The organism is Peribacillus aracenensis, from assembly GCF_025175645.1.
In the GTDB taxonomy this organism is placed as follows: Bacteria; Bacillota; Bacilli; order Bacillales; family DSM-1321; genus Peribacillus; species Peribacillus aracenensis.
Genome location: NZ_JANZMJ010000007.1, coordinates 15,354 through 38,434, shown reverse-complemented (window position 1 = coordinate 38,434; position 23,081 = coordinate 15,354). Strand labels below are relative to the sequence as shown.

The window sequence follows — 23,081 nt, the reverse complement described above, 5'->3', positions numbered from 1 at the left end:
TAAAAACCCCTTTGCCACTGGTGGCAAAGGGGTTTTTACTCTGTGTAGCCGGAAGCAGATGGCCATCACCGAATCCCCGTTTACGTTAATTAAATCTTTATGCAATCCTCCCTTTTTGACATTTTCAGAAACCAGGAATATACTTGCTAATAACCTAAAAAGTTTACCTGTCGCAACAATTTGAGTTGCGTGTAAAAAGGAGTTGACATAGATATGTCCGATGTGTTGCATCAATCTTCTTCGAGAGGAATAAAAAATCTGCTTCCTTATCTAGGGCCTGCCTTTATAGCGGCTGTGGCCTATATTGATCCAGGGAATTATGCGACCAATATTACTGCCGGATCAAAATATGGCTATACGTTATTATGGGTGATTTTCGCATCCAATTTAATGGCTGTGCTAATCCAATCACTATCAGCTAAATTGGGAATAGCCACTGGAAAGAACCTTCCAGAGCTATGCAGGGAAAAGTTTTCGAAAAAAACATCTTTCTTATTATGGATTCAGGCCGAAGCCGTTATAATGGCAACCGACCTAGCTGAATTCATAGGAGCTGCACTAGGGATTTATTTGCTATTTGACTTACCGCTTATCACATCGGCAATAATTGCAGCAATTGGTTCCTTTGCCATTCTGGAATTCCAGCGCAGAGGTTATCGAACTTTCGAAGCTCTGATCACGGTCATGATATTTGTCGTTGTGATAGCATTTGGCGCTCAAGTTTTTTATGCAAAACCTGACACTTCTGCCGTTGTTTTAGGACTTTTCACTCCAAAGTTCGAGGGAGTGGACAGTATTTTGCTATCGGCCGGTATGCTTGGAGCCACCGTTATGCCACATGCGATCTACCTTCATTCTTCTTTGACTCAAAGAAGAATAGTCGGAAAAAACGATTTGGAAAGAAAAAGGATTTATCGTTTTGAGCTAATTGACATTGTCATCGCCATGTTGATTGCAGGCGCGATCAATGCCGCCATGGTCATAGTTTCAGCTGCCCTATTCCATAAGAATGGAATACTTGTAGAGGACTTGGATGTTGCCTATCAACAATTCGGTGCGATACTTGGACCATCAGTCGCGATGCTCTTTGGAATAGGATTATTATTTGCCGGTTTATCCAGCTCATCCGTTGGTGTAATGACAGGTGATGTAGTCATGCAAGGATTCATTAAAAGGCATATACCGATTTATTTAAGAAGGGTCATTACCACTGTTCCGCCCCTGCTCATAATATTATGGGGAGTGAACCCATCCAAAGCACTTGTGATGAGCCAAATTGTACTCTCGTTTGGCATCGCGTTTGCCTTAGTGCCATTGATCATGTTTACAAGCAATGAAAAAATCATGGGCCGCCTGGTCAACCATAAAATCACCTCGAGCGTCGCTTGGCTTATAGCTGTACTAATCATTGGACTGAACTTGTTCCTGCTTTACGAAACACTGTTCAGCTAAAAGAAAAATTGTCAGGAAGGACCGATTTTTTGGTCCTTTTTTGTTTTTTTTTCTGTATTTTTCGTTTTATGCGCCCTTTCGTTCATAGTATGGTAGATTGGGGATTTTCCTGATGGAGTGAATATTCAATAGGATGCCCAGGAAAAGGTATATGAATGGGAATTATGGTAAAATTAAAGGGAAAACAGGAAGGAATGTAAGTGACCATGAATACTCATTTTTTCTTTGCTTTAGTATTGCCTGATGATATTAAGGCTTATTTAAATGCTGTTACGGAACAACTTAAGCAAGACTTTCCATTTAAGAAATGGCTGCATCCAGCCGATTATCATATTACGATGGCATTTTTGGGCAATGCTCCCGATACATTGAAAAAGGATGCTTTGAGGCGTGTGGAAAACGAGCTTGCCAACGAGGCCTCATTCGGCATGGAACTCGGCGATATCGGCGGTTTTGGCAAGAGTGAGAGCCCAAGGATTCTATGGGCAGGCGTCAAGCAGCAAGAACGGCTTTTTGCCATTCAAAGGAAAGTCTATAATTCTTGTATCGAAGCGGGTTTTGAACTTGATAAAAAGCCGTTTAAGCCTCATATTACGCTGGCAAGAAAATTCGAGGGGGATAGTCCCTTTTCGTTGGAGAGCGTTCGCCAGATAGCGAATTTGGAGGATAAGCATTTTGAAGCAGTTCAGGTTGCGTTATATCAAACACATCTTGGAGCTTCCCCTTCATATGAAAAGATTTTCACGATAAACCTTCAAAAATAGAGAGAAATGGGTGGTGGTCGAATGGCACAGCTCATAAAGATGCAGGATTATATTTCCCGGTATGAGCAGGATATTTATCATTATCCAACACAATTTGCACGGTTGAAAAAACAGCAATGGGATAAATTGAAGGCTGCTTATAATGCAGGCGAGCTGGATCGGTTGTATAGCGAGCATACTGAAAGTGAAACACAGGTCAAATTTGATCCGCCTCAGGAAGAGTCAAAGGGCCTGATTAAAAAGGTGAAAGGCATATTCCACCGGACAGTTAAACAGGAGGCAGAGGCAGAAGAACTGCTAATACCGAACCAGATTGAAGATACTAATGTTTTTTCATTAAGGTTTCCGTTCCGACCGGCCAGCCTGGATGAATTAAAGCAAAATTTTTTAAATCAATTGCTCCGTTTTCAAATGAAATGGGGGAGTTCGACGCTTCGTGAAAAGTCATTTGTGGACCAATCATTCTTTTTGGATGAAAGGCTCCGCTTTTTTCTGCAGCGTTTTCCGGATACGTTTCTTGTATTATATAAACCTATCTTTCTATTGAAAAATGCGCCCGTTGAAGTCGAAGTCATTTTATTGACCCCTGTTGATGCTTGGTGCATCACTTTTCTGGAAGCGGAAGAAGACGCTGCTTTCATCGGTTCGAGTGAACGGTTCTGGGTCCGGAGGCATCATAAGCATCCAGATAAAAAAGTGCTTAACCCATTGTTGGGTGCAAATCGGATGACGAACATCGTCTCCCAGTTATTTGAGCTATATGAAGTGAACATGCCGATTAAAAAGGTGGTTTTATCCCGGAATGGATATGTCGATTGTCCCGAAGCACCTTATGATATTACGATGTTGGATAAACGGACCTTCCCGGAATGGTTTGAAAGGATGCGGGCTATATCGTCCCCTCTTAAGGCACATCAGTTAAAAGGGGCACAGGCATTGCTTGAATATTGCCAAACTACATCCAGCCTGCGACCTGAATGGGAAGCCGATTATAACCAAGCAGAAGGAAATGAGCATGCCGCGCCTTAATGAAACGGTATATTTCATTGTCAATCCAGTGGCTGGAAATGAAGAGAGTTTGAAGATTTGGAATAAAGCCGAGGGAATATTGAAATCAAAAGCTGTTCCCCATGAGGTTTTCTTTACACGTGAAAAGGGGCATGCGCTAAGATTGACGAGGGAAATTCTATCAGGGACGAATCAGGATACCCGGGTGATTGCTGTCGGGGGGGATGGCACGATTAATGAAATGATAAATGGAGCCATTGATTTCCCTCACGCTATCATCGGCTCCATTGCGGCTGGATCCGGCAATGATTATGTAAGGGGCATTCAAAAAACGGAGAGTGTGGAAGAAGCTCTTTCTTTATTTCAGGGTAATGCCTTCCGTGCCATTGATATTGGACGGTTCGAGACGAATGGCAAGGCGGGTTATTTCGTGAACAGCCTGGGAATGGGCATTGATGCAGAAATTTCCGATGAAGCAGATCGTTCCGCTCTTAAAAAATGGTTTAATTTTGTCAGGGCGGGTAAATTAATTTATCTGTTCATTTTTATAAAAAAGATATTTACTTATAAGCCCAGCTGCATGGAATTGATCATTGATGGGGACCGGCATCTTTTGAAAAAGGTTTGGTTCATTGTTATTGCGAACCAGCCCTACTTTGGCGGTGGGATGAAAATTTCACCGATGTCGAAGCTGGATGATGACAGGTTGAACGTGATTGCGGTCCATGATATTACTTTGTTGAAATTATTGACCGTCTTCATCACCGTTTTTTGGGGCGGTCACCTAAACATGAAAAATGTTGATTCTTTTTCCGGTAAAATAATAAAAATGAAGAATCAAGGGTCAGTAAAAATCCAGTCTGATGGGGAAATTGTTGGTACGCATGAAGTAGCTGCAGTGGTTCTGAAAGAGAAAATCCGCGTCATGTTCAAGGATGATAACCCATACAAAAATATGAAATGATTTATTTGTTTTTGTTTTATGCGTATAATCGTTTTATAGTACTTGACGAAGAAACCGTTTTTCAACTAAAATTTAATTTATGGCTATTGTTTAATTGCTCAATAGCTATTTTTTTATTTCTCTAAAATGAGGATGTTTTTAATTGCGGGTATCATCCCGATGCAAGTATATATGCAGCTTCGCCAACAGGCGGATTTTTTATAAAACATGGACTCAAAGTAGTGGTAATACATACACTAGGTGAACGTACCCACATTTGTATGATTAAGCGAGGAAATCGAAGGTGAACCAGTTGGAACATTTATTAGGTCAGGAGTGGGATATATCCCCTGCCGGAGGAGCTACGGGGGAAGCCTTTATTGCCGAGAAAGAGGGGCAGAAGCTCTTCCTTAAACGAAATTCATCGCCATTTTTAGCTGTTCTTTCGGCTGAGGGCATTGTTCCAAAGTTAATGTGGACAAAACGCCTGGAAAATGGGGATGTAATTACGGCCCAGCATTGGATGGAAGGCAGGGAGCTATCTCAGCAGGAAATGAACAATATAAGAGTCGCAAAGCTGCTTCAAAAAATTCATCAATCCGATCCTTTGTTAAGCATGCTCAAAAGGCTTGGGAAATCCCCTTTACGACCTGAAAGTATACTTACAGACATAGAAACCGGGTTATCTTCGGATGTTACGGATATTCCGATTATCAAGCAGGCCATCCATTTTTTACAGAATAATCTCCTGTTGATTGAATGCGACGAAAAAGTCGTCTGTCATTGTGATGTGAACCATAATAATTGGCTCATGACCGAAACCGACGGGTTGTTCCTGATTGATTGGGATGGAGCGGTCATTGGCGATCCGGCCATTGACCTCGGCATACTCCTGTATTCTTATGTCCCAAGGGAAGAATGGAATCAATGGCTTGCCCGTTATGGCAAGAAGCTTGACGCAGGCCTGGAGATGAGGATGAAATGGCACACGGTTTCACAACTTGTGCTTTCCATCCAATGGCATCATCGAAGAAAGCGTTACGAGGAAAGAAATGAATTACTGCAAAAGCTGGAAGCATTATTGATGGTTGGCTGATCAGAATTGATCGATATCATCCACCCACTGGGACAGGTCGTTCTGGTGGGTTGAAATATGTGCATCTAAATCGGCGGTACCGATGCCTGTTTGACTGTATTCGTAAATCTCCGTCAGTATCGGTTTCACATTGCTGTCAATTTCCATATTGATCATTAGGGATTTGACGAGCCTTTCAACCTGTTCACATTCAGAAACGGATCCGCAGCAGTCTGTTTGATGGTTGGTCAATATATCTTTTAATAGTGACATTTGATGTTCATGGGAAAGCGGCATATAATACCTCTCCTTTTTTAAATATGGTTCAAGGGATTTCCAGGTGGTTCTCGCCTGCCCTTCACTTATTTATGGTGTGTTTTGCTGAAAGTTTTATACATGAAAACTACAGAGACTGTCGCCTGGATGGCCGGCAGTTTTTTTATTTGTTCAGTGTGTGTTTCCTGAAAAAATCAACTTGCAGGAATCCATGCACTCGTGTTATGGTTTGAACGATTATATTATAAATAGGGGTGTCATCATGCGTTTAAGAAATAAACCTTGGGCTGAAGACCGTTTGAATGATTTTCCACAATATGTAATTCATCAGCCAGTGAGCCATAAAGGTAAATGGCATGAAGTTTTCGGTAACGATAATCCGTTATATATTGAAGTGGGTACGGGAAAAGGCCGTTTCATCACAGAAATGGCAAAAGCCCATCCTGATGTGAATTTCATTGGAATTGAAGTATATGGAAGCGTCATTGTAGCTGCTTTGGATTTGCTGATTGAAGCGGATGTTCCAAATTTAAAGCTGTTGAATGTTGACGCTGCAAACTTAGGGGACTATTTTGCAAAAGGAGACGTGGACCGCGTCTACTTGAATTTCTCTGATCCATGGCCGAAATCACGTCATGCAAAACGTCGGTTAACGTATAAGACCTTCCTTGAAGTATATGAAGGCATCCTTCCAGACAAAGGCGAGATCCACTTCAAGACGGATAACCAAGGGTTATTCGAATCTTCCTTGAAAAGTATTTCCGAGTATGGCATGCTTTTGAAATATGTAAGCCTTGATCTTCACAATAGCAGTTTTGAAGGCAACATCATGACTGAATATGAAGAAAAGTTCTCGAGTAAAGGCAACCGGATATACAGATTGGAAGCAATGTTCCAATAATCATCATCAGAAACCAACCAGGTGCACAGCATCTGGTTTTTTTTTGTACATGCGGTGTATTCCGTTCAGGAGGATGACTTGATTGTTATCGATTTCAATATATGGAGGTGGGTGTTAAAATAAAGGGAGAGGAGGGGTAAAATGGAAACGATGCAAATAGGGGAAATTAAATTAACATGGTTGAATGGCGGTGTGACTCACTTGGATGGCGGTGCGATGTTTGGTGTTGTGCCGAAACCGCTTTGGGCCAAGAAGTATCCTGTTAACGAAAATAACCAAATCGAGTTACGCACGGATCCGATTTTGGTGCAGGCCAATGGATTGAACATGCTTATAGATTCCGGTATCGGCAATGGAAAGCTGAATGACAAGCAGAAGCGGAATTTTGGGGTGACGGAGGAATCCAATCTTGTCGAAGATCTTGGCAGACTTGGGATTCAGCCAAATGATATCGATTACATTTTAATGACCCATCTACATTTCGACCATGCCTGCGGTTTGACGAAACGTGAAGGTGAAACTTTGGTGCCTGTTTTCGAGCGGGCAGAAATCATTACGACCCAAACTGAATGGGTGGAAATGAAAAACCCGAATATTCGTTCAAAAAGTACATATTGGACAGAAAACTGGGAGGCTGTCGCTTCTCTTGTACGCCCTTTTGAAGGTGAGCAGGAAATTACGGACGGCATTAAAATGATCCATACCGGTGGGCATAGTGATGGTCATGCGATCATCATCATTGAGGATGGTGGGGATAGACTGATTCACATGGCAGATATCATGCCGACGCACGCGCATGCGAATGTCCTCTGGGTCCTCGCTTATGACGATTATCCCATGACTTCCATTGAAGCAAAGGAAAAGTGGATGAAATCCGGACTGGAAAATGGGTCCTGGTATAGCTTTTACCATGATGCCCAATACTGTGCCATCAAATGGGATGTAACGGGTAAGGAAATAATAGCCGAATTGAAACGGAAGCGATAAGAGGGAAAGCAAAAGGAGGACGTCATTTTGACGGCCCTCCTGTTGTTGTTTCAATCATTTTGCGTATTAAGCTCCAATATCGTTCCTGTTGAGGCATCTGCAACAAATTCGAATTGCTCGCGTTTACCCTCTGTGTTTCTGGTGATCCCGCCTTTGTACACTTCATAGTCCAAGTCATTTTTTGTATAGCTCTCCGGCTTCATCAAAATCCATGAGCCATAAATATTTCCATCCTTTTTGACCGTTTCCTTCACTTGGGCCAAGACTTTATCGGGAGAAGGTTTACTTGATTGATCCAATAGCTGTTTTGTCGCATAGCCAGCAGCAAACCCGGCTGCAGTACCTAATAAAAACGTTTTCCAATTCATTGATTTCTCCTCCATTGCATTTATTAAAATCGCTTCTTCCAGTATACAGAAGAACGCTTTATTTGACTAATAATTTGAAATTTTACCCATTAACTGATAAATTAGAACTTTCTAGTGTATCACGATGCTAAGTTCTGTAAAATAGTAAGAAACAATACATAAGTTAGGGGTAGAAAAATGAATCATGAGACTTTGGAGCTTTTTAAAACATTGACGGAATTACCGGGAGCCTCGGGAAATGAACATGCAGTTCGGAGTTTCATGAAGAGGGAGCTGGAAAAGTATTCGGATGAAATCGTCCAGGATCGCCTTGGCGGTATATTTGGCGTAAAAAGAGGCGATGAGGATGGGCCGACTGTACTAGTTGCCGGACACATGGATGAAGTGGGATTCATGGTCACCTCCGTAACAGAAAACGGGATGGTCCGCTTTCAGACTTTGGGAGGCTGGTGGAGTCAAGTGCTATTGGCCCAAAGAGTCGAGATCATAACCGATAACGGTCCGGTCATTGGTGTCATCGGTTCGATTCCGCCCCATTTGCTTGATGAATCGCAACGCTCAAAACCAATGGATATCAAAAATATGCTAATTGATATCGGTGCGGATGATAAGGAAGATGCGAAGAGGATCGGTATAAAGCCAGGTCAGCAGATTGTACCGATTTGTCCATTCACTCCCATGGCCAATGAGAAGAAAATCCTCGCAAAAGCGTGGGATAATCGTTACGGCTGCGGACTTGCGATAGAATTGTTAAAGGATTTAAAAGGTGAAACGTTACCGAATATCTTATATTCCGGGGCAACCGTCCAGGAGGAAGTTGGATTAAGGGGTGCGCAAACTGCAGCTCATATGATCAAACCGGATCTTTTCTTCGCTTTGGATGCAAGTCCGGCGAATGATATGTCCGGCAGTAAGAATGAATTTGGCCAGCTAGGAAAAGGGGCACTGCTCCGCATTTTCGATCGTTCGATGGTCACTCATCGCGGCATGAGGGAATTCATCCTTGATACGGCCGAGTCGAATGAGATTCCATATCAATATTTCGTATCTCAAGGCGGCACGGATGCAGGGCAAGTCCATATTGCAAACGAAGGCATTCCAAGCGGGGTGATTGGCATTTGTTCCCGCTATATTCATACACATGCATCCATGATTCATATTGATGATTATGCCGCTGCACGTGAACTGATTGGGAAATTGGTTCGTTCCTGTGATAAAACGACATTCGAGACCTTGATTAATAACGGTTGATGGTGGAAGCTGAAATGGAAAGGGATGCTGTCATGTATCCTTTTCCATCAGCTTTTTTTTTACATAGAAGGAAGGTAATTATATTGAAAATAGCAGTAGGCAGTAAGAATCCGGCGAAAGTAAGTGCCGTGCTTGGTGTATATGAAGATGCAGAAATCATTTCGCTTCAAGTGGAGAGCGGGGTCCCGGAACAGCCTTTTTCAGACGAGGAAACGATGGAGGGGGCAATGACACGTGCCAGGAACTGCTTGATTCACAGTGATGCCGAAATGGGCATCGGGCTTGAAGGCGGTGTCGTGAAAATGGGACAAGCCCTGTTTTTGTGTAATTGGGGTGCAATGGCAACAAGGGATGGTGAGGTCTTTGTAGCTGCCGGAGCGAGAATCCCAATTCCGGGAATTGTTGCTGAGAAGCTGCTGGACGGTGAAGAGTTGGGCCCGGTGATGGACGCCTTCACAAGGCAAGAGAATATTAGCAAAAAGGAAGGAGCGATCGGCGTATTTACAAATGAGCGAATCACCAGGGGGGCCATGTTCCTTCATATCATGAGGATGCTTGCCGGTCAACACGAGTATAAGCTGAAAAAGAAAAAACAGGATTTTTGAATCCCCGTCATGGAAAAGCGGGTTTCGAATGATGAAAACGAATACTGCCAAAACAAAGCAGGAACGGACAGGATTTTATTGAGCGGCCTTGCTAGTATAGTAACAAGGGGGGAACGAAATGGGGTGGGTTGAATCAATCCAAAAAGCCATCGAATATATCGAGGAGAACTTATTGGAGGACCTGACGATCGAGAGCATTTCCAGGCAGGCGAATGCCTCAGCTTTTCATTTTCAACGGACTTTCACCATTTTAACGGATATAACCATTGGTGACTATATTCGTCGTCGAAGACTGACCTTAGCGGCCCAGGAGATTTCATCAACAAATGGCAAGGTCATTGATTTAGCCTACAAGTATGGCTATGACACCCCCGAGGCATTCTCGAAAGCTTTTCGAAGGCAGCATGGGGTATCTCCAAGCGAAGCCCGAAAGTATATGGGGAAACTGAAATTCTATGAACGCCTGGTGATACAGGTGATTCTGAAAGGGGCAAAACCGATGAAATACAATATCCTTGAAAGGGATTCCTTTCAATTGATTGGAATCAAGCAGGAGTTTTCCTTGGTTAATGAAGAGAATTTAATCGGGATTCCAAAGTTGTGGGAGAAAGTGAATGCGGATGGAACAGGTAATAGGTTAGCTAAGTTGAACAATGGCCAAATAGAAGGCTTGATTGGTGTATGTGTCGATAAGCGGACTGTGGAAAAAAATGAAACGATGGATTATTGGATAGGAGCAGAGTATGCCGGGAAAGTGCCTGAAGAGTTTTCAACCCTTACGATACCGGCTTCCAAGTGGGTTGCTTTCGAAGTTCACGGACCTATGCCTGATGCCATCCAACAAGCTTGGAAACGAATTTTTTCCGAATGGTTCCCTACCAGCGGTTATGAACATGCCGGAACTCCAGAATTGGAAGTATACGCGAATGACGACGCTTCAAACCCTGACTATTACTCTGAAATTTGGATTCCCATAAAAAAGGGATAAGTTAAAAAATTCTTTTCGCTTGCAGGGGAGGCCCTGCAAGCTTTTTTTCATTTCTTTATAATGATCAAACATTCATACTTGAGCTGAGCAGTGAAGGGGCAGGGAGTTTTACAGCCCTTCTTCAAAAATATAAGAAAGCACTTTCATCGCTTGATTGACGGATTCTACCGTGACACTCGCCTTTTCCGATAATTCCTTTAAGGCATGATGATGGGATTCCGGACGAATCAAAATAAGCGGTTTACCCAGGGAGATGGCGGTGCTTGCGTCCATGGCGGTATTCCACTGTTTATATTTCTCGCCAAATAGAGCGACAACAAGATCAGCTTTTTTCATCAAAAGAGCTGTCCGTAAATTATTGATTTGGGAAGCTGCCGCATCCTTCAGGATGGGATTCGGCTGTTCCCCGAGGATATCTTCACCGATATCATCGGAGCGTTCATGATTTTCCATCGGGCCTACAAATTCTAAAGGGAGCTTCAGTGCAGCGGCCTTATCTCTCAGCTCACTTCTCCAATTCGAATGGATCTCCCCAGCAAGATACACGGTTAACTTCATTGTTTTCCTCCTCGGTATTAAAATTGCTTTCATTGTACCATGTTTTTTAGAAAATGGATGAATTCCATAAATAAGGATAATATTATCCATAAGGTAGTAAAAGAGACGGCTGGAGGAATGACGATGGCTTTATCGAATAAGAATATCCTTGTTTTCCTGTTGATAAGCAGTTTGATCGCGGGCTGCTCAGGCATTGAGAGACAAACCGAAAAGGCAATGAAGGCTGCTGAAGTGGCTTTTCGTGACGATGAAAAACAGCCCAATCAAGTGGCGGGGCTAATTCAGGTTTATCTGCCAAAGGATTTTAAAGTAGTGGAAGAACATGATAATAATTTGATTTTACAAAAAGATGATAAGATTTATATATTATTTGTCAATCCAAATGAAAAAGAAGACAGCTCCGTGTTATATTTGGCGATAAAAGAACAAGGTGATCAAAATGTAATGCTGCATTCTTTCCAAACCGATGATAAATTCGGCTTTATTTCGGTCAAAGAGATACCGAAAGAAAAGTATGAGCTTGCAGTGGGGATCGGCGGGGTGAAGCTGACAACCGAAACGGATAAAGACCAATTAAAAACCGATGCAAAACAAATGATGGAAATCGTTTCATCCGTGCCCCAGAAATAAGCTTTATCACGGCCGTTCAACCGATCCGTATTAATGGTTGATTTCTGGAGAGTCTGGTATGATGGGATTATAAAAACTATGGTGTCATTTAGAGCAGGAGGAATATTCAAATGGAAAATTTACAAACCGTTGAGCAATATGATGCATTGAAAAATGAAGGCAAACATATCTTTCTTTTTTCAGCGACATGGTGCGGGGATTGCCGTGTAATCGAACCGATCATGCCGGAGATTGAAACGAAATTTCCTGACTTTACATTCATTCATGTGGACCGTGATGAATTCATCGATGTGTGTGCGGCGAATGATGTATTCGGCATACCAAGTTTCATCGCGTATGATAATGGTGTAGAGTTAGGCAGATTCGTGAGCAAGGATCGCAAAACGCAAGAACAAATTGAGGAATTCATTCAATCACTATAATTAATTTCCCCTTCTCGCTGGGGATTTTTCAATGAAGAGGAGGGTCAGTCATGAAAATGGACAGCACGAAGCTGAAAAATATCCTGAAAGAACGTTTAAAAGATGAAAATCGCACATTCAAATTCGATAGCAAGCAAGATACGTTACGGGTGGAAAATGTGAAGACCGGGAAGGGGATCACCATCGAGTTGCCTCCTGTACTTGCTAACTATGAAAACGTACAGGAAAAGGCCATCGATGAAATTATCTATTACGTGGAAGAGGCCCTGAATGTGATGGGGGGAGTACACAGCATGGAAGGCAAGGAGAAATTCATTTTCCCAGTCATCCGCTCGACCTCCTTTCCAATGGAATCGGAAGAAGGAAATCCATTTTTATTCGATGAGCATACGGCTGAAACCCGGATTTTTTATGCCCTTGATTTAGGGAAAACCTACCGTCTTATAGATGAAAAGATGATTCAACGGGAAAATTGGCAGGGTGACAGGATCCGTGAAATTGCCCTTTTCAATGCCCGTTCCCTTTCCACTGAAATGAAGTCGGATATCGTTGCAGGTAATGCATTTTATTTTTTGAACACGAATGATGGGTATGATGCCAGCAGGATCCTGAATGATTCATGGCTTCGGGAAATGAAGGACAAGGTCGAGGGAACCATGGCTGTTGCCATTCCCCATCAGGATGTCATCATCATTGCCGATGTGAAGAATGATACGGGCTATGATATTCTTGCTCAAATGGCGATGAGCTTCTTTGCCAGCGGGCATGTTCCGATAACGGCTCTATCATTTCTTTACGAAGAAAATGAGTTGGAGCCCATCTTCATTATGGGTAAAAACAAAAAGCGTGAACAATGATATATTGAATCATAAAAGGACCGTGTCAGCATCTGACATCGGTCCTTTTAAAGTTTAATAGAGTTTATGACCCTTAGAGTTGATATTTATTTTTTTATCGGCGATAATTAAATTGTAATATTTTGAAAATACAGAATAAAACGATAGAACGAGCGTATGAACGTTGTGGGAAAGTGCAAAGCATTGAGCCGCCGGGGGAGCAAGTTCCAAAAATATCCCTTGGAGCAAATCTCTCAGGTAAATGGAACCGCAGCTGGACGCAACTCTGGACAGCGCGCAGGAAGTGTGCCGTCAACGGGGAAATCTCCACGACCAAAATGGAGTTGAATTCTCAGGTGAAAGGACAGAGAAGGGAGCGGCAGGTTTGCGCAACCCTTCTCTGTCCTTTTTTAATTGGGCATTATGCATACAAAAGGTTTGCAGCGAACATGGAACCTACTAATATGCCAATCAACTTAAAATAATGGGGGAGAATAATCGTGAATGTGAAAAGCAAATTAATGAACATGCTGGAAGCCCGTAAAGAGGAAATGGTTCAAATCCGCCGTCATTTACACGAGAATCCGGAGCTATCCTTCAAAGAAGAGAAAACGGCAAAATATATCATTGATTTTTATAACGGGAAAGATGTATCGATTCAAACGAATGCAGGAAATGGATTAGGGATCATCGTGACGATCGAAGGCGGGAAACCAGGGAAAACGATTGGTCTCCGTGCCGATTTCGATGCACTGCCGATTACAGAAGAAGCGGAGGTCCCGTTCCGTTCAAAAAATGAAGGTGTCATGCATGCCTGCGGACACGATGGGCATACCGCTTATTTATTGGTACTGGCAGACTGCATCATTGAGCTGAAGGATTCCCTATCAGGTACGATCAAAATAATTCATCAACATGCAGAAGAAACACCTCCTGGTGGAGCAAAGAGCATCATGGAATCGGGGGTTTTGGATGAACTGGACGCTGTCTTTGGAATTCATTTATTCCCCTCGCATCCAGCAGGGGTCGTCGGGTATCGCAGCGGCTATTCGATGGCTGGACGGACCTATTTCAAATTAGCCATAAAGGGTGTGGGCGGCCATGGTTCCTCCCCGCATATGGCTAATGATTGTGGCAGGCGCCCATTTCGTGACAGCCGTACAAACCGTAATCAGCCGCCGCTTGAACCCTTTTGATATGGGAGTAGTCACAATCGGCTCCTTCGATGGAAAGGGAAGCTTTAATGTCATTAAAGATCGTATAGAAATTGAAGGGGATGTCCGTTATATGACGGCAGAGACCCAGCAGCTGATCGATAAGGAAATCCACCGGATCGTTAAAGGGATAGAAACGGAATTTGATGTTCAGTGCGAGCTTACATATGTGCCCGATTATCCTCCGTTATATAATGACCCTGAACTGACTGGATTCGTGAAAAATAGCCTGGAAAGCATGAATGACAAAGATGTTAAGAATGTTGTGGAATTTCCGGTTTTCTCAGGTTCGGAAGATTTTTCGTATTATGCAGAAAAGATTCCTGGCTGCTTCTTTTACATTGGCTGTAAACCGAAAGGGGTGGAAAAGGCCTATTTCAATCACCATCCTAAATTCGACATTGATGAAGATGCCCTTTTGATCGCCTCCAAATCAGTGGCGCAGGTTGTATGCAGTTTTTATGAATGGAAATAGTCTTCTTTGGTCTTTGTTTGCAAAAAAAAACGCAGAAACCCACAAAACACCGTTCGGTATTAACGAACGGTGTTTTATGGGTTGCGGCATGTATTTGAATGCCGCCGGCGGTATCATGAAGGATGTTGCAATGAATTGGCCAGTCTGCTTCCAAGGCTGCACGAAAACTTAATCTCTTTGTAAACGCGATTTAACAGCGGTGTTTTATTTAAATAGTAGACTAGGGGCTAATGTTCATTCGCAATTGATAGGTTTAAACTCATTCCAGAAGGGGTTTAATAGGATAGGAGTTCTGCGAACTTCGTAAAGTTAGCAGGAATGCGATAAAAAAATAGATGCCAATCCCAATTCAGCTTAAATTTTCTCGATATTTTTAAAATAACTGGTAGAATTAGTTACATAACTACAGATGTAGAAAGAGTGATAGTTTTGAAATGGCTAAATAAGATGAAAAAATGGTTCCAAGCAGAGGAAATTATTGAAATCGAAGAAATAATTATAGATGAGCCGCTTGATGAAGAGACATTAAAGAAAATGGATTTTTCAAAGCTTCCGAAGTCAAAGAAAGAAGAAATAAAAGTTTACAATCAAAAAGTGGAAAAAATGTCCCAGACGCCAGACCCGGATACGAAAATCCTGTTTCAATATCCAAAAGGACAGTTCAAGTTTCCGCTCATTCCAGACCGGGAGCAGAATAAAAGAAAGCCTAGGGAAAGGAACAGGGAAGAAAATGAACCCAAACAGGGGAAAAATGTGACCAAAGAAACAACGAAAAGGCCTGTAAGGGATAGTGAACCGAAACGGAGAAGCTTCGACCGGGAGGAAACCTCAAAAATAGTCCCGTCAAATACTCCATTCCGCCCAACGGAAATCCCTTCACCCATATATGGGTTCCGTCGTCCGGAAAAAAAAATAGTCCCATCTGAAGAAATTGTCGAATATGAATTAGAAAGCAAAATGCGCAGCCTAAAAAAAGAAAGGGCTGATATCGAGATTCCGGTATCGATCCCTGAAATTCCCAAAGAAGTGTCACATGAGGAAATGACGATAGAGCCATCCGTTCTTATATCGGAAAAAGCGGAAGAAAAAAGGGAAGATTCGGAGATACCCGCTTTCTTTCGCAGGAATTCCATAGAGTCACTGCCAGAAGAAGCAGTAGGCGAGCCTGACATAGTTGAGCCTGCGGTGGAAAAAGAGACCATTGAACAGGACCAGGTCGATTTTGGACGCGAAGTCGCTGTATCCATCATCGAACAGGCCGATGACACACCGCCTGAAGCTATATCGGTTCCGGAGGAGGTTGCTGCACAATCAAATCAACCATCCGTCAGTCAAGGGACACTGCCTGAAGATCCATCAGAGGCAACACCTGAAGGGCAGCCTAAACGTCCGAAAAAACATATCCCATTCAATGTGATGATGCTTAAGCAAGACCGGGAAAAAAACAGCTTCATGGATAAGATGATGCCGGAAAAAAAAAGCCTTAATTCGGAAAGGGCAGTAGCTTCACCTGATAAGCGACCAATGAATGATGCTGCTGAAACGGAGGCAGTACAAGCGAAACCATCCGCCATTCCTGAACGGAAACAGGAGGAGGGCAGAGTTATGCCGAAAGAGGGGACTCCGATCATTAAACCAACCTTTTTGGACACGAAGGCTGGTTCGGAAACCGCCGCCGAGCCTGAAATTACAGTTGAATCCAATATGGGTTCCAGTTCGGTCACTAGGCCGCTCTTGGAGCAGGAATCCCTTTCTGGAAATGGGTATCAAGAAGCAGTTTATACTGAGGCGGCAGCAGAAAGTGGCCAGGACGATACCCCGGCAGTTTATGGCTCCGTGGAAGCGGAGGATAATCCATATTATGTGTTCCCGAATATCGAATTGCTGACACCTCCCACTTATGCTGTACATGATGATGAGTGGCTCGAGGAACAGACTTTATTACTTGATGAGACATTGAAAAATTTCAATGTCCGTGCAAAGGTCGTCAATGTCACTCAAGGACCGGCAGTAACTCGTTTCGAGGTGCATCCGGAACCGGGAGTGAAGGTGAATAAGGTGACGAACCTGATGGATGACATCAAATTGAGCCTTGCTGCTCAGGATATGCGGATGGAAGCGCCCATTCCCGGTAAACATACAATTGGCATCGAGATTCCGAACAGGAAAAGCAAACCGGTATTTTTGCGTGAGGTTTTGGAAAGTACTGAGTTTCAAGAGCATGAATCACCGCTTGCTGTCGCTTTAGGACTCGATATATCCGGTCAGCCGATCATCACGGATTTGAGAAAGATGCCGCATGGATTGATAGCCGGGCAAACGGGATCGGGGAAAAGTGTCTGTATCAACACGATGCTGGTCAGCTTGCTGTATAAAGCGACGCCGCAGGAGTTGAAATTACTCTTGATTGATCCGAAAATGGTCGAGCTCGCCCCTTATAACCGGATCCCGCATTTGGTCAGTCCAGTCATAACCGATGTAAAAGCCGCTACGGCTGCGTTGAAATGGGCTGTAGAAGAGATGGAACGGCGTTATGAATTGTTTGTACATGCTGGTGTGCGTGATATCACCCGCTTTAATGACCAAGCGGAAAAAGCCGGTCAATATTCAAGCAAGCTGCCTTATATCCTGGTGATCATCGATGAGCTTGCGGATCTAATGATGATGTCCCCGGCTGATGTAGAGGAAGCGATTTGCCGGATTGCGCAAAAGGCCCGTGCCTGCGGCATTCATTTGATTGTAGCCACTCAAAGACCTTCAGTCGATGTCATAACGGGATTGATCAAGGCAAATATCCCGACGAGGATCGCTTTTTCAGTATCTTCACAAGTCGACTCCCGTACAATCATCGATAGCGGCGGTGCAGAAAAATTATTGGGAAGAGGAGATATGTTATTCGCCGAAAACGGCTCATCGAAAACGGTGCGCCTGCAAGGGACTTTTGTGAGCGATGAAGAAATCGATCAAGTCGTCAACCACGTAAAACTTGAACAGCAGCCGAAGTATCTGTTTGAACAGGAAGACTTGCTGAACAGGGCCGAGGTCACGGAAGAAGCGGATGAACTGTTTTTCGAGGCATGTGAATTTGTCGTGAGCCAGCAGGCTGCATCTGCATCGAGTGTCCAAAGGCGCTTCCGTGTCGGCTATAACCGTGCAGCGCGTCTAATAGAAATGATGGAGCAACGGGGAGTCGTTTCCGAATCCAGGGGCTCAAGGCCCAGGGATGTATTGATTACGGAAGAAGAACTGGAATTTTTACATGTTAATTAAGAGAACCTAATAAAAGGAAATTGAATATAATGTGAAAGGGTGAAAACCCTTTTTTATCACCTTAATTGAGGGAAAAACCAATGATTTGATAAATTGGCATCTGCCTGACATGGATGAATGAATAAAAAAGTGATATAATAGTTTTTTGTTGATGAATGATTAAAAATAAGAGCTTGAAAAACCTATTAAGAAATTGCGTTACTAACAAGTCTCGTAATGGAAAAAACAAATAAAAGATGACGTCATATACTGTCATACAGGTAGACGATTGGTGGAGGTTCGCTTTATGACTGCTTACCATTTTGTGGGAATTAAAGGATCGGGTATGAGTGCTCTTGCACAAATACTGCATGATATGAATATTGAAGTGCAGGGTTCCGATTACGAAAAAGAATTTTTTACACAATTGGCATTAGAAAAAGCCGGGATTAAAATCCTTCCTTTTAACGAGGAAAATATTCAACCTGGAATGACAATCATTGCAGGAAATGCGTTTCCGGATAGTCATCCGGAAATCGTGAAGGCAAAAGAACTTGATTTGCCGATTATCCGTTATCACCGCTTCCTAGGTGATTTCATGAAAAATTTCATTAGCGTGGCCGTTACGGGAGCGCATGGTAAAACATCGACGACCGGCTTGCTTGCCCATGTAATGGGAGGCGCTAAACCGACATCCTTCTTAATTGGGGATGGAACGGGTAAAGGAATCGTGAATTCTGATTACTTCGTATTCGAAGCATGTGAATATCGCCGTCATTTCCTTTCCTATTATCCGGATTATGCAATCATGACGAATATCGATTTTGATCATCCTGATTATTACGCCAATGTCGAAGACGTGTTCGAGGCTTTCCAAACGATGGCCCTTCAAGTCAACAAAGGCATCATTGCGTGCGGGGATGATGAGCATTTACCACATATTCAGGCGAAAGTACCGGTTATTTTTTACGGATTTGCAGAAGGAAATGATTTTCAAGCGAAAAATGTTTCCGTCACTCCGGATGGCACGACTTTTGATGTGCATGTAAGGAACAATTACTATGATACATTCACTATTCCTACTTTTGGAAAGCATAATGTATTGAATGCACTTGGTGTCATTGCACTTTGTAAATATGAAAACTTGGATACGGAAGCTGTGAAAGCCCAATTGCGGACTTTTGGCGGAGTTAAACGCCGGTTCTCCGAAAAGGAAATCGGAAGTCAGATCATCATTGATGATTATGCACACCATCCGACCGAGATCTTTGCAACTGTCGACTCGGCTCGTCAGAAATATCCAGAGCGTGAAGTTGTTGCAGTATTCCAGCCACATACTTTCTCGAGAACGCAGGCATTCCTGGATGAATTCGCCGACAGCTTGAATTTGGCCGACAAAGTATACTTATGTGAAATTTTTGGATCTGCTCGTGAACATCAAGGGAAGTTATCAATTGAAGACCTTCAAGATAAGATTCCCGGTGCCGAGCTGATTACGGAGAACACAACATCAAAATTGCAACATCATGAAAACAGTGTCGTGTTATTCATGGGTGCGGGGGACATTCAAAAGTTCCAGGCAGCCTACGAGCATTCACTGCAGGTAAAATAAAAAAAACGACCATCCGTTAGTAGCGGGTCGGTCGTTTTTTTATTGGGTTTTATGTTATTTCAAATTTTCAGGATTTAAATTTTCCAGTTCCGGTAAAACGAAGCGGCCGTCCTTACGTATCAAGACGTCATCAAAATGGATTTCCCCGCCGCCATATTCAGGCCGCTGGATATTGACCAGGTCCCAGTGAATGTCTGAGTGGTTTCCGTTAAAGGCATCATCATAGCATTGCCCGGGAGTGAAATGAAAACTTCCATCAATTTTTTCATCAAAGAGGATATCTTGCATCGGGTGTAGAATATATGGATTTACACCAATTGCAAATTCACCGATGTATCGTGCGCCTTCATCAGTATCAAAAATTTTGTTGATGCGTTCCGTATCATTCGCAACCGCTTCAACGATTTTTCCATCCTTGAATGTCAACTTCACGTTTTCAAAAGTAAAACCCTGATAAGGGGACGGAGTATTATACGAAATCACTCCATTGATGGAATCTTTAACCGGGGCCGTATATACTTCACCGTCAGGAATGTTCAGCTCACCCGCACATTTGATGGCTTTGATGTCTTTGATGGAGAAGGTTAAGTCCGTACCGGGCCCAGTTAAGCGGACCTTATCCGTTTTATCCATCAATTCAACAAGATTGTCCATTGCTGCGCTCATTTTGCCATAGTCGAGGTTGCAGACTTCGAAATAAAAGTCTTCGAATGCTTCTGTGCTCATTTTGGCTAATTGGGCCATTGAATTTGTCGGGTAGCGAAGTACGACCCATTTTGTTTTTGGCACGCGGATATTTCTATGTACTTTACCGACTGTCTGTCCATGAATCGCCATCTTCTCTGAAGGGACATCGGATTGTTCATTGATATTATCCCCGGCACGAAGCCCGATATAAGCATCCATCTGTTTCATTACGTTTGCTTCAAACTCACCCATCAACTTGTACTGTTCTTCTTTGGCACCCATCAGCAAGGCACGATCCACTTGGTGATCCTTTAAAAGGACGAATGGGTAACCACCTGCTGCATAGGCTTCATTCACAAGTGCGTTAACAAGTTCACGCTGCAATCCGAAGTTTTCGATCAAGATTCTTTCACCTTTTTGAAGCTTAACGGAATAATTGATTAAGTTTTTGGCCAATGTACCAATTCTGGGATCTTTCATAAAAATACCTCCATTGTTTAAATTCGACTTATCTTTTCTATCATACCCGATTTCCTGCCATAAGTGTCACCCATGAATTTCACGGAGGAACTGGATGCAGACAACAATATTTCCAGATTAGGGTTTGATAGGGTATATTGAAAAAATAAATAAGTTTATAATAATAGGGAAGGGGTAATTAATATCTAACAGCTATTAAATAAGTCGATTTTTTCGGAGGTGTTCCAATGGAGATTATTTTGTACGTAAGTGCTGCAGTTGCAGCGATTGCTTTTTTGGTACTTGTTATTTTTCTAACAAAGGTACTGACATCACTTCAAACTACCCTGGACAGTGTGGCCCGGACGCTGACAGGACTAGAGAGCCAAATGCAGGGCATAACGCTCGAAACTACTCAGTTATTACATAAAACGAATACGTTGGCTGAAGATTTGCAGCAAAAGTCGGAAAACCTGAACACGGTGGTGGATGCAGTGAAGGATGTAGGCACATCCATCTCTAGCTTTAATTCTTCCATCCAAAAGGTTTCCCATAAAGTGCAGGCTGAGATTGATAATAATCAAGAACGAATCTCACAAATTGTACAATGGAGCAATGTAGCCATGGAGATCAGGGACAAGTGGAAGGCCAGAAGCAAACAGGCTGCCCCGACCCCTACTGAAAGGGCGGAGTTAGAAAGGGAAGCGCTTGAAACTGATGACCTGCCTAAAAAAAGGTTTTTACGTTCTAGATCTTAAAATCTAGTTAAATAAAAAAATGAATTGAAAATTGAAAGGGGAATGTATTATGACTCAAAAAGAATTTCCGACAAAAGATTATCAGAAATCATATGAGGACGAACGCGACTCGATCAATTCTAAGGACTTTATGATTGGCGCCTTGATTGGCGGCATGATCGGAGCGGCCACAGCTTTATTCATGGCTCCGAAAACAGGCAAGGAATTAAGGAATGATTTCAATGAACAAGCTAGAAACATTTCAGAGAAAACAGAAAGATTAAGACAAACGGCGATGGAAAAAGGGACAGTCCTTGCTGATACTGCAAAAGAAAAAACGAGCTCTGTCACGGAAATCGTTTCCAATAAATCCTCAAATATCGTCAATAAAGTGAAAAGCCTAAAAACGGGAAAAGAAAACGGGGACGCGGCTGATGATACGACGAATTCCAGCAATAAGGATATAGATGTAACCGGAACTTCCGATGCTCCTATCGTATCCGTCGAAACGAACTTTGCTAACGGCAATGACTCGGAAAATAATCCTGCAGATCCTACAAGCGGAAACAAGAATGCTGCAAAATTAAAACTTGATGAAGCGAAAAAGGCATTTGATGAAACAGAGAATAATCTAAAGAAATAAATTCCTAGGATTCCTTCAAAGGGGATGAAAAGGCATAAAGGGACGAAGAATAAGGCGGTGAAGTGCTTTGATGGCTTCATCGCCTTTTTGATGGTAAGATTTATATGGACAAGGAAAGGAGATTGTTTTATGGTCATGAGTAAAATCGAAACAGAAGAACAATTCAATGAGCTTCTAAAAGAGGATACATTCCTGCTTTTCAAGCATAGTGTAACATGCCCGGTCAGTGCTGAAGCATTTGAACAATATCAGAGGTACATCTTGGAGAACGAACAGCTTAAAACGGCCTATTTAGCCGTTCAGGAAGCTCGTCCACTATCTAACTATGTGGCAGAAACATTTGATGTCAAACATCAATCACCTCAGGCCATCCTTTTTAAAGGTGGAAAACCTGCCTGGAATGAATCTCATTGGCGGATTACATATGATTCATTGAGCAAGGCCATTACTGAATGAATGAATGAAGGCCGGATCCCTTTAGTAAGGGGGTCCGGCCTTTTATTATTCCATTTGGTGGCCATGGGAATTTTAAACGGTCTCCAGGGGAACCCTTTTCTTTAAAGGCCCTTCCTGTTCAAGTGGAAGACGATTTGGTCATGTCCAATTTCTCTTTAAGGTAAAATATCGATTAAATTATAGCTTTCTTGTTCTATTTCCAATATAATTCCTACAATGGATTGTTCCAATATTCAGTCTAATTCGTTTTTCCTGCATGTAACACCTGATTTTATGCATTCATAACTTTAATGCTTAAAAGCGTTTAATTATTAAAGAAAAATATAGTGACATTTATGGACACTTCATTTATAATTGATTTAATCATACATGAAATATTCTAAATTTTTCATTGATAATACAATCGGGGTGGACGTTCGAGGATCCAGATGGGATTTTTTTAGTTGGAGTCCGCTGAACCGATTTCTATTTTAAAAAACGAAGGG

At 42.6% G+C, this 23,081-nt stretch carries 22 protein-coding genes, 1 pseudogene and 1 riboswitch; of the genes and pseudogenes, 19 read left to right on the top strand and 4 right to left on the bottom strand.

The genetic code is table 11. The annotated features are described in order from the left end of the window. Positions 1-213 precede the first annotated feature (213 nt). The 5 genes from N0M92_RS09430 (at position 214) to N0M92_RS09410 (ending at position 5,263) form a co-directional block, all read left to right on the top strand. Complete coding sequence (locus tag N0M92_RS09430) at positions 214-1,452, top strand: Nramp family divalent metal transporter (RefSeq protein ID WP_192206101.1); 1,239 nt, start codon at positions 214-216, stop codon at positions 1,450-1,452. A 206-nt stretch (positions 1,453-1,658) separates the two neighbouring features. Further along, complete coding sequence (thpR, locus tag N0M92_RS09425) at positions 1,659-2,216, top strand: RNA 2',3'-cyclic phosphodiesterase (protein WP_260285596.1); 558 nt, start codon at positions 1,659-1,661, stop codon at positions 2,214-2,216. 21 nt (positions 2,217-2,237) lie between these two features. Next, the gene (locus N0M92_RS09420) at positions 2,238-3,245 is read left to right on the top strand and encodes an NERD domain-containing protein (RefSeq protein WP_260285471.1); all 1,008 of its coding nucleotides are present in this window, start codon (positions 2,238-2,240) and stop codon (positions 3,243-3,245) included. Beyond that, positions 3,157-4,188, top strand: coding sequence for a diacylglycerol/lipid kinase family protein (locus tag N0M92_RS09415; protein WP_260285470.1), 1,032 nt, complete (start codon positions 3,157-3,159; stop codon positions 4,186-4,188). The genes N0M92_RS09420 and N0M92_RS09415 overlap by 89 nt, the downstream gene beginning before the upstream one ends. A gap of 292 nt (positions 4,189-4,480) precedes the next feature. Further along, the gene (locus N0M92_RS09410) at positions 4,481-5,263 is read left to right on the top strand and encodes a phosphotransferase family protein (RefSeq protein ID WP_063232868.1); all 783 of its coding nucleotides are present in this window, start codon (positions 4,481-4,483) and stop codon (positions 5,261-5,263) included. Here the strand turns inward: N0M92_RS09410 and N0M92_RS09405 are convergent, their stop codons facing one another. After that, positions 5,264-5,539, bottom strand: coding sequence for a YtzH-like family protein (locus tag N0M92_RS09405; protein WP_260285469.1), 276 nt, complete (start codon positions 5,537-5,539; stop codon positions 5,264-5,266). A gap of 241 nt (positions 5,540-5,780) precedes the next feature. On the opposite strand from N0M92_RS09405, the gene trmB reads away from it, so the two are divergent. Both trmB and N0M92_RS09395 read left to right on the top strand, forming a co-directional pair. Beyond that, positions 5,781-6,419, top strand: a complete 639-nt coding sequence (trmB, locus tag N0M92_RS09400) for a tRNA (guanosine(46)-N7)-methyltransferase TrmB (RefSeq protein ID WP_192206097.1) — start codon at positions 5,781-5,783, stop codon at positions 6,417-6,419. 141 nt (positions 6,420-6,560) lie between these two features. Then, a complete protein-coding gene (locus N0M92_RS09395; protein WP_260285468.1) occupies positions 6,561-7,406 on the top strand; it encodes a YtnP family quorum-quenching lactonase in 846 nt (281 codons plus the stop codon). A gap of 50 nt (positions 7,407-7,456) precedes the next feature. On the opposite strand, the gene N0M92_RS09390 is transcribed toward N0M92_RS09395, so the two are convergent. Beyond that, positions 7,457-7,774 (bottom strand): PepSY domain-containing protein, encoded by a 318-nt coding sequence (locus tag N0M92_RS09390; RefSeq protein WP_260285467.1) that lies wholly within the window; start codon positions 7,772-7,774, stop codon positions 7,457-7,459. A 177-nt stretch (positions 7,775-7,951) separates the two neighbouring features. Here N0M92_RS09390 and N0M92_RS09385 point away from each other — a divergent pair, with 177 nt between their 5' ends. The 3 genes from N0M92_RS09385 to N0M92_RS09375 all read left to right on the top strand — a co-directional run bounded on the left by N0M92_RS09385 (position 7,952) and on the right by N0M92_RS09375 (position 10,618). Continuing rightward, positions 7,952-9,025, top strand: a complete 1,074-nt coding sequence (locus tag N0M92_RS09385; RefSeq protein ID WP_260285466.1) for a M42 family metallopeptidase — start codon at positions 7,952-7,954, stop codon at positions 9,023-9,025. Positions 9,026-9,108: 83 nt separating this feature from the next. Then, positions 9,109-9,630, top strand: a complete 522-nt coding sequence (locus tag N0M92_RS09380) for a DUF84 family protein (protein WP_260285465.1) — start codon at positions 9,109-9,111, stop codon at positions 9,628-9,630. Between the two features lie 118 nt (positions 9,631-9,748). Beyond that, positions 9,749-10,618 (top strand): AraC family transcriptional regulator, encoded by an 870-nt coding sequence (locus tag N0M92_RS09375; RefSeq protein ID WP_260285464.1) that lies wholly within the window; start codon positions 9,749-9,751, stop codon positions 10,616-10,618. A 108-nt stretch (positions 10,619-10,726) separates the two neighbouring features. Here N0M92_RS09375 and N0M92_RS09370 read toward each other — a convergent pair whose 3' ends face one another. Continuing rightward, positions 10,727-11,176, bottom strand: a complete 450-nt coding sequence (locus tag N0M92_RS09370) for a YtoQ family protein (protein WP_260285463.1) — start codon at positions 11,174-11,176, stop codon at positions 10,727-10,729. Positions 11,177-11,299: 123 nt separating this feature from the next. Here N0M92_RS09370 and N0M92_RS09365 point away from each other — a divergent pair, with 123 nt between their 5' ends. The 6 genes and pseudogenes from N0M92_RS09365 to murC all read left to right on the top strand — a co-directional run bounded on the left by N0M92_RS09365 (position 11,300) and on the right by murC (position 19,614). Continuing rightward, positions 11,300-11,806: a hypothetical protein gene (locus tag N0M92_RS09365; protein WP_260285462.1), complete on the top strand. Its 507-nt coding sequence runs from the start codon at positions 11,300-11,302 to the stop codon at positions 11,804-11,806. A gap of 110 nt (positions 11,807-11,916) precedes the next feature. Continuing rightward, positions 11,917-12,228, top strand: coding sequence for a thioredoxin family protein (locus N0M92_RS09360; protein WP_260285461.1), 312 nt, complete (start codon positions 11,917-11,919; stop codon positions 12,226-12,228). A gap of 50 nt (positions 12,229-12,278) precedes the next feature. After that, entirely contained in the window at positions 12,279-13,085 is an 807-nt protein-coding gene (locus tag N0M92_RS09355; protein ID WP_260285460.1) for a DUF1444 domain-containing protein, read from the top strand. Between the two features lie 156 nt (positions 13,086-13,241). Continuing rightward, positions 13,242-13,345: riboswitch (glycine riboswitch) on the top strand. Positions 13,346-13,570: 225 nt separating this feature from the next. Then, positions 13,571-14,753 (top strand): annotated as a pseudogene (locus N0M92_RS09350) (amidohydrolase). A gap of 429 nt (positions 14,754-15,182) precedes the next feature. Beyond that, positions 15,183-18,023: a DNA translocase FtsK gene (locus tag N0M92_RS09345; RefSeq protein WP_449581448.1), complete on the top strand. Its 2,841-nt coding sequence runs from the start codon at positions 15,183-15,185 to the stop codon at positions 18,021-18,023. Positions 18,024-18,309: 286 nt separating this feature from the next. Beyond that, entirely contained in the window at positions 18,310-19,614 is a 1,305-nt protein-coding gene (murC, locus tag N0M92_RS09340) for a UDP-N-acetylmuramate--L-alanine ligase (protein ID WP_260285459.1), read from the top strand. 54 nt (positions 19,615-19,668) lie between these two features. On the opposite strand, the gene N0M92_RS09335 is transcribed toward murC, so the two are convergent. After that, positions 19,669-20,781, bottom strand: coding sequence for an aminopeptidase (locus N0M92_RS09335; RefSeq protein ID WP_260285458.1), 1,113 nt, complete (start codon positions 20,779-20,781; stop codon positions 19,669-19,671). A gap of 227 nt (positions 20,782-21,008) precedes the next feature. Here N0M92_RS09335 and N0M92_RS09330 point away from each other — a divergent pair, with 227 nt between their 5' ends. From N0M92_RS09330 to ytxJ, 3 genes are all read left to right on the top strand, one after another. After that, the gene (locus tag N0M92_RS09330) at positions 21,009-21,518 is read left to right on the top strand and encodes a DUF948 domain-containing protein (protein WP_260285456.1); all 510 of its coding nucleotides are present in this window, start codon (positions 21,009-21,011) and stop codon (positions 21,516-21,518) included. Between the two features lie 49 nt (positions 21,519-21,567). Next, entirely contained in the window at positions 21,568-22,140 is a 573-nt protein-coding gene (locus N0M92_RS09325) for a YtxH domain-containing protein (protein ID WP_260285455.1), read from the top strand. A gap of 129 nt (positions 22,141-22,269) precedes the next feature. Further along, positions 22,270-22,596 carry a bacillithiol system redox-active protein YtxJ gene (ytxJ, locus tag N0M92_RS09320; RefSeq protein ID WP_260285454.1) on the top strand — a complete coding sequence of 109 codons (327 nt, stop codon included), beginning with the start codon at positions 22,270-22,272 and terminating at the stop codon, positions 22,594-22,596. The last annotated feature ends 485 nt before the right edge of the window (positions 22,597-23,081 follow it).

Excerpts from the sequence above, each read along its gene's own strand:
- N0M92_RS09330 (WP_260285456.1), top strand. The coding sequence starts at position 21,009 with ATGGAGATTATTTTGTACGTAAGTGCTGCAGTTGCAGCGATTGCTTTT.
- trmB (WP_192206097.1), top strand. The coding sequence starts at position 5,781 with ATGCGTTTAAGAAATAAACCTTGGGCTGAAGACCGTTTGAATGATTTT.
- N0M92_RS09395 (WP_260285468.1), top strand. The coding sequence starts at position 6,561 with ATGGAAACGATGCAAATAGGGGAAATTAAATTAACATGGTTGAATGGC.
- N0M92_RS09390 (WP_260285467.1), bottom strand. The coding sequence starts at position 7,774 with ATGAATTGGAAAACGTTTTTATTAGGTACTGCAGCCGGGTTTGCTGCT.
- N0M92_RS09325 (WP_260285455.1), top strand. The coding sequence starts at position 21,568 with ATGACTCAAAAAGAATTTCCGACAAAAGATTATCAGAAATCATATGAG.
- N0M92_RS09355 (WP_260285460.1), top strand. The coding sequence starts at position 12,279 with ATGAAAATGGACAGCACGAAGCTGAAAAATATCCTGAAAGAACGTTTA.
- N0M92_RS09375 (WP_260285464.1), top strand. The coding sequence starts at position 9,749 with ATGGGGTGGGTTGAATCAATCCAAAAAGCCATCGAATATATCGAGGAG.
- N0M92_RS09360 (WP_260285461.1), top strand. The coding sequence starts at position 11,917 with ATGGAAAATTTACAAACCGTTGAGCAATATGATGCATTGAAAAATGAA.
- N0M92_RS09385 (WP_260285466.1), top strand. The coding sequence starts at position 7,952 with ATGAATCATGAGACTTTGGAGCTTTTTAAAACATTGACGGAATTACCG.
- N0M92_RS09335 (WP_260285458.1), bottom strand. The coding sequence starts at position 20,781 with ATGAAAGATCCCAGAATTGGTACATTGGCCAAAAACTTAATCAATTAT.
- N0M92_RS09430 (WP_192206101.1), top strand. The coding sequence starts at position 214 with ATGTCCGATGTGTTGCATCAATCTTCTTCGAGAGGAATAAAAAATCTG.
- thpR (WP_260285596.1), top strand. The coding sequence starts at position 1,659 with ATGAATACTCATTTTTTCTTTGCTTTAGTATTGCCTGATGATATTAAG.
- murC (WP_260285459.1), top strand. The coding sequence starts at position 18,310 with ATGACTGCTTACCATTTTGTGGGAATTAAAGGATCGGGTATGAGTGCT.
- N0M92_RS09405 (WP_260285469.1), bottom strand. The coding sequence starts at position 5,539 with ATGCCGCTTTCCCATGAACATCAAATGTCACTATTAAAAGATATATTG.
- N0M92_RS09420 (WP_260285471.1), top strand. The coding sequence starts at position 2,238 with ATGGCACAGCTCATAAAGATGCAGGATTATATTTCCCGGTATGAGCAG.
- N0M92_RS09365 (WP_260285462.1), top strand. The coding sequence starts at position 11,300 with ATGGCTTTATCGAATAAGAATATCCTTGTTTTCCTGTTGATAAGCAGT.
- N0M92_RS09370 (WP_260285463.1), bottom strand. The coding sequence starts at position 11,176 with ATGAAGTTAACCGTGTATCTTGCTGGGGAGATCCATTCGAATTGGAGA.
- ytxJ (WP_260285454.1), top strand. The coding sequence starts at position 22,270 with ATGGTCATGAGTAAAATCGAAACAGAAGAACAATTCAATGAGCTTCTA.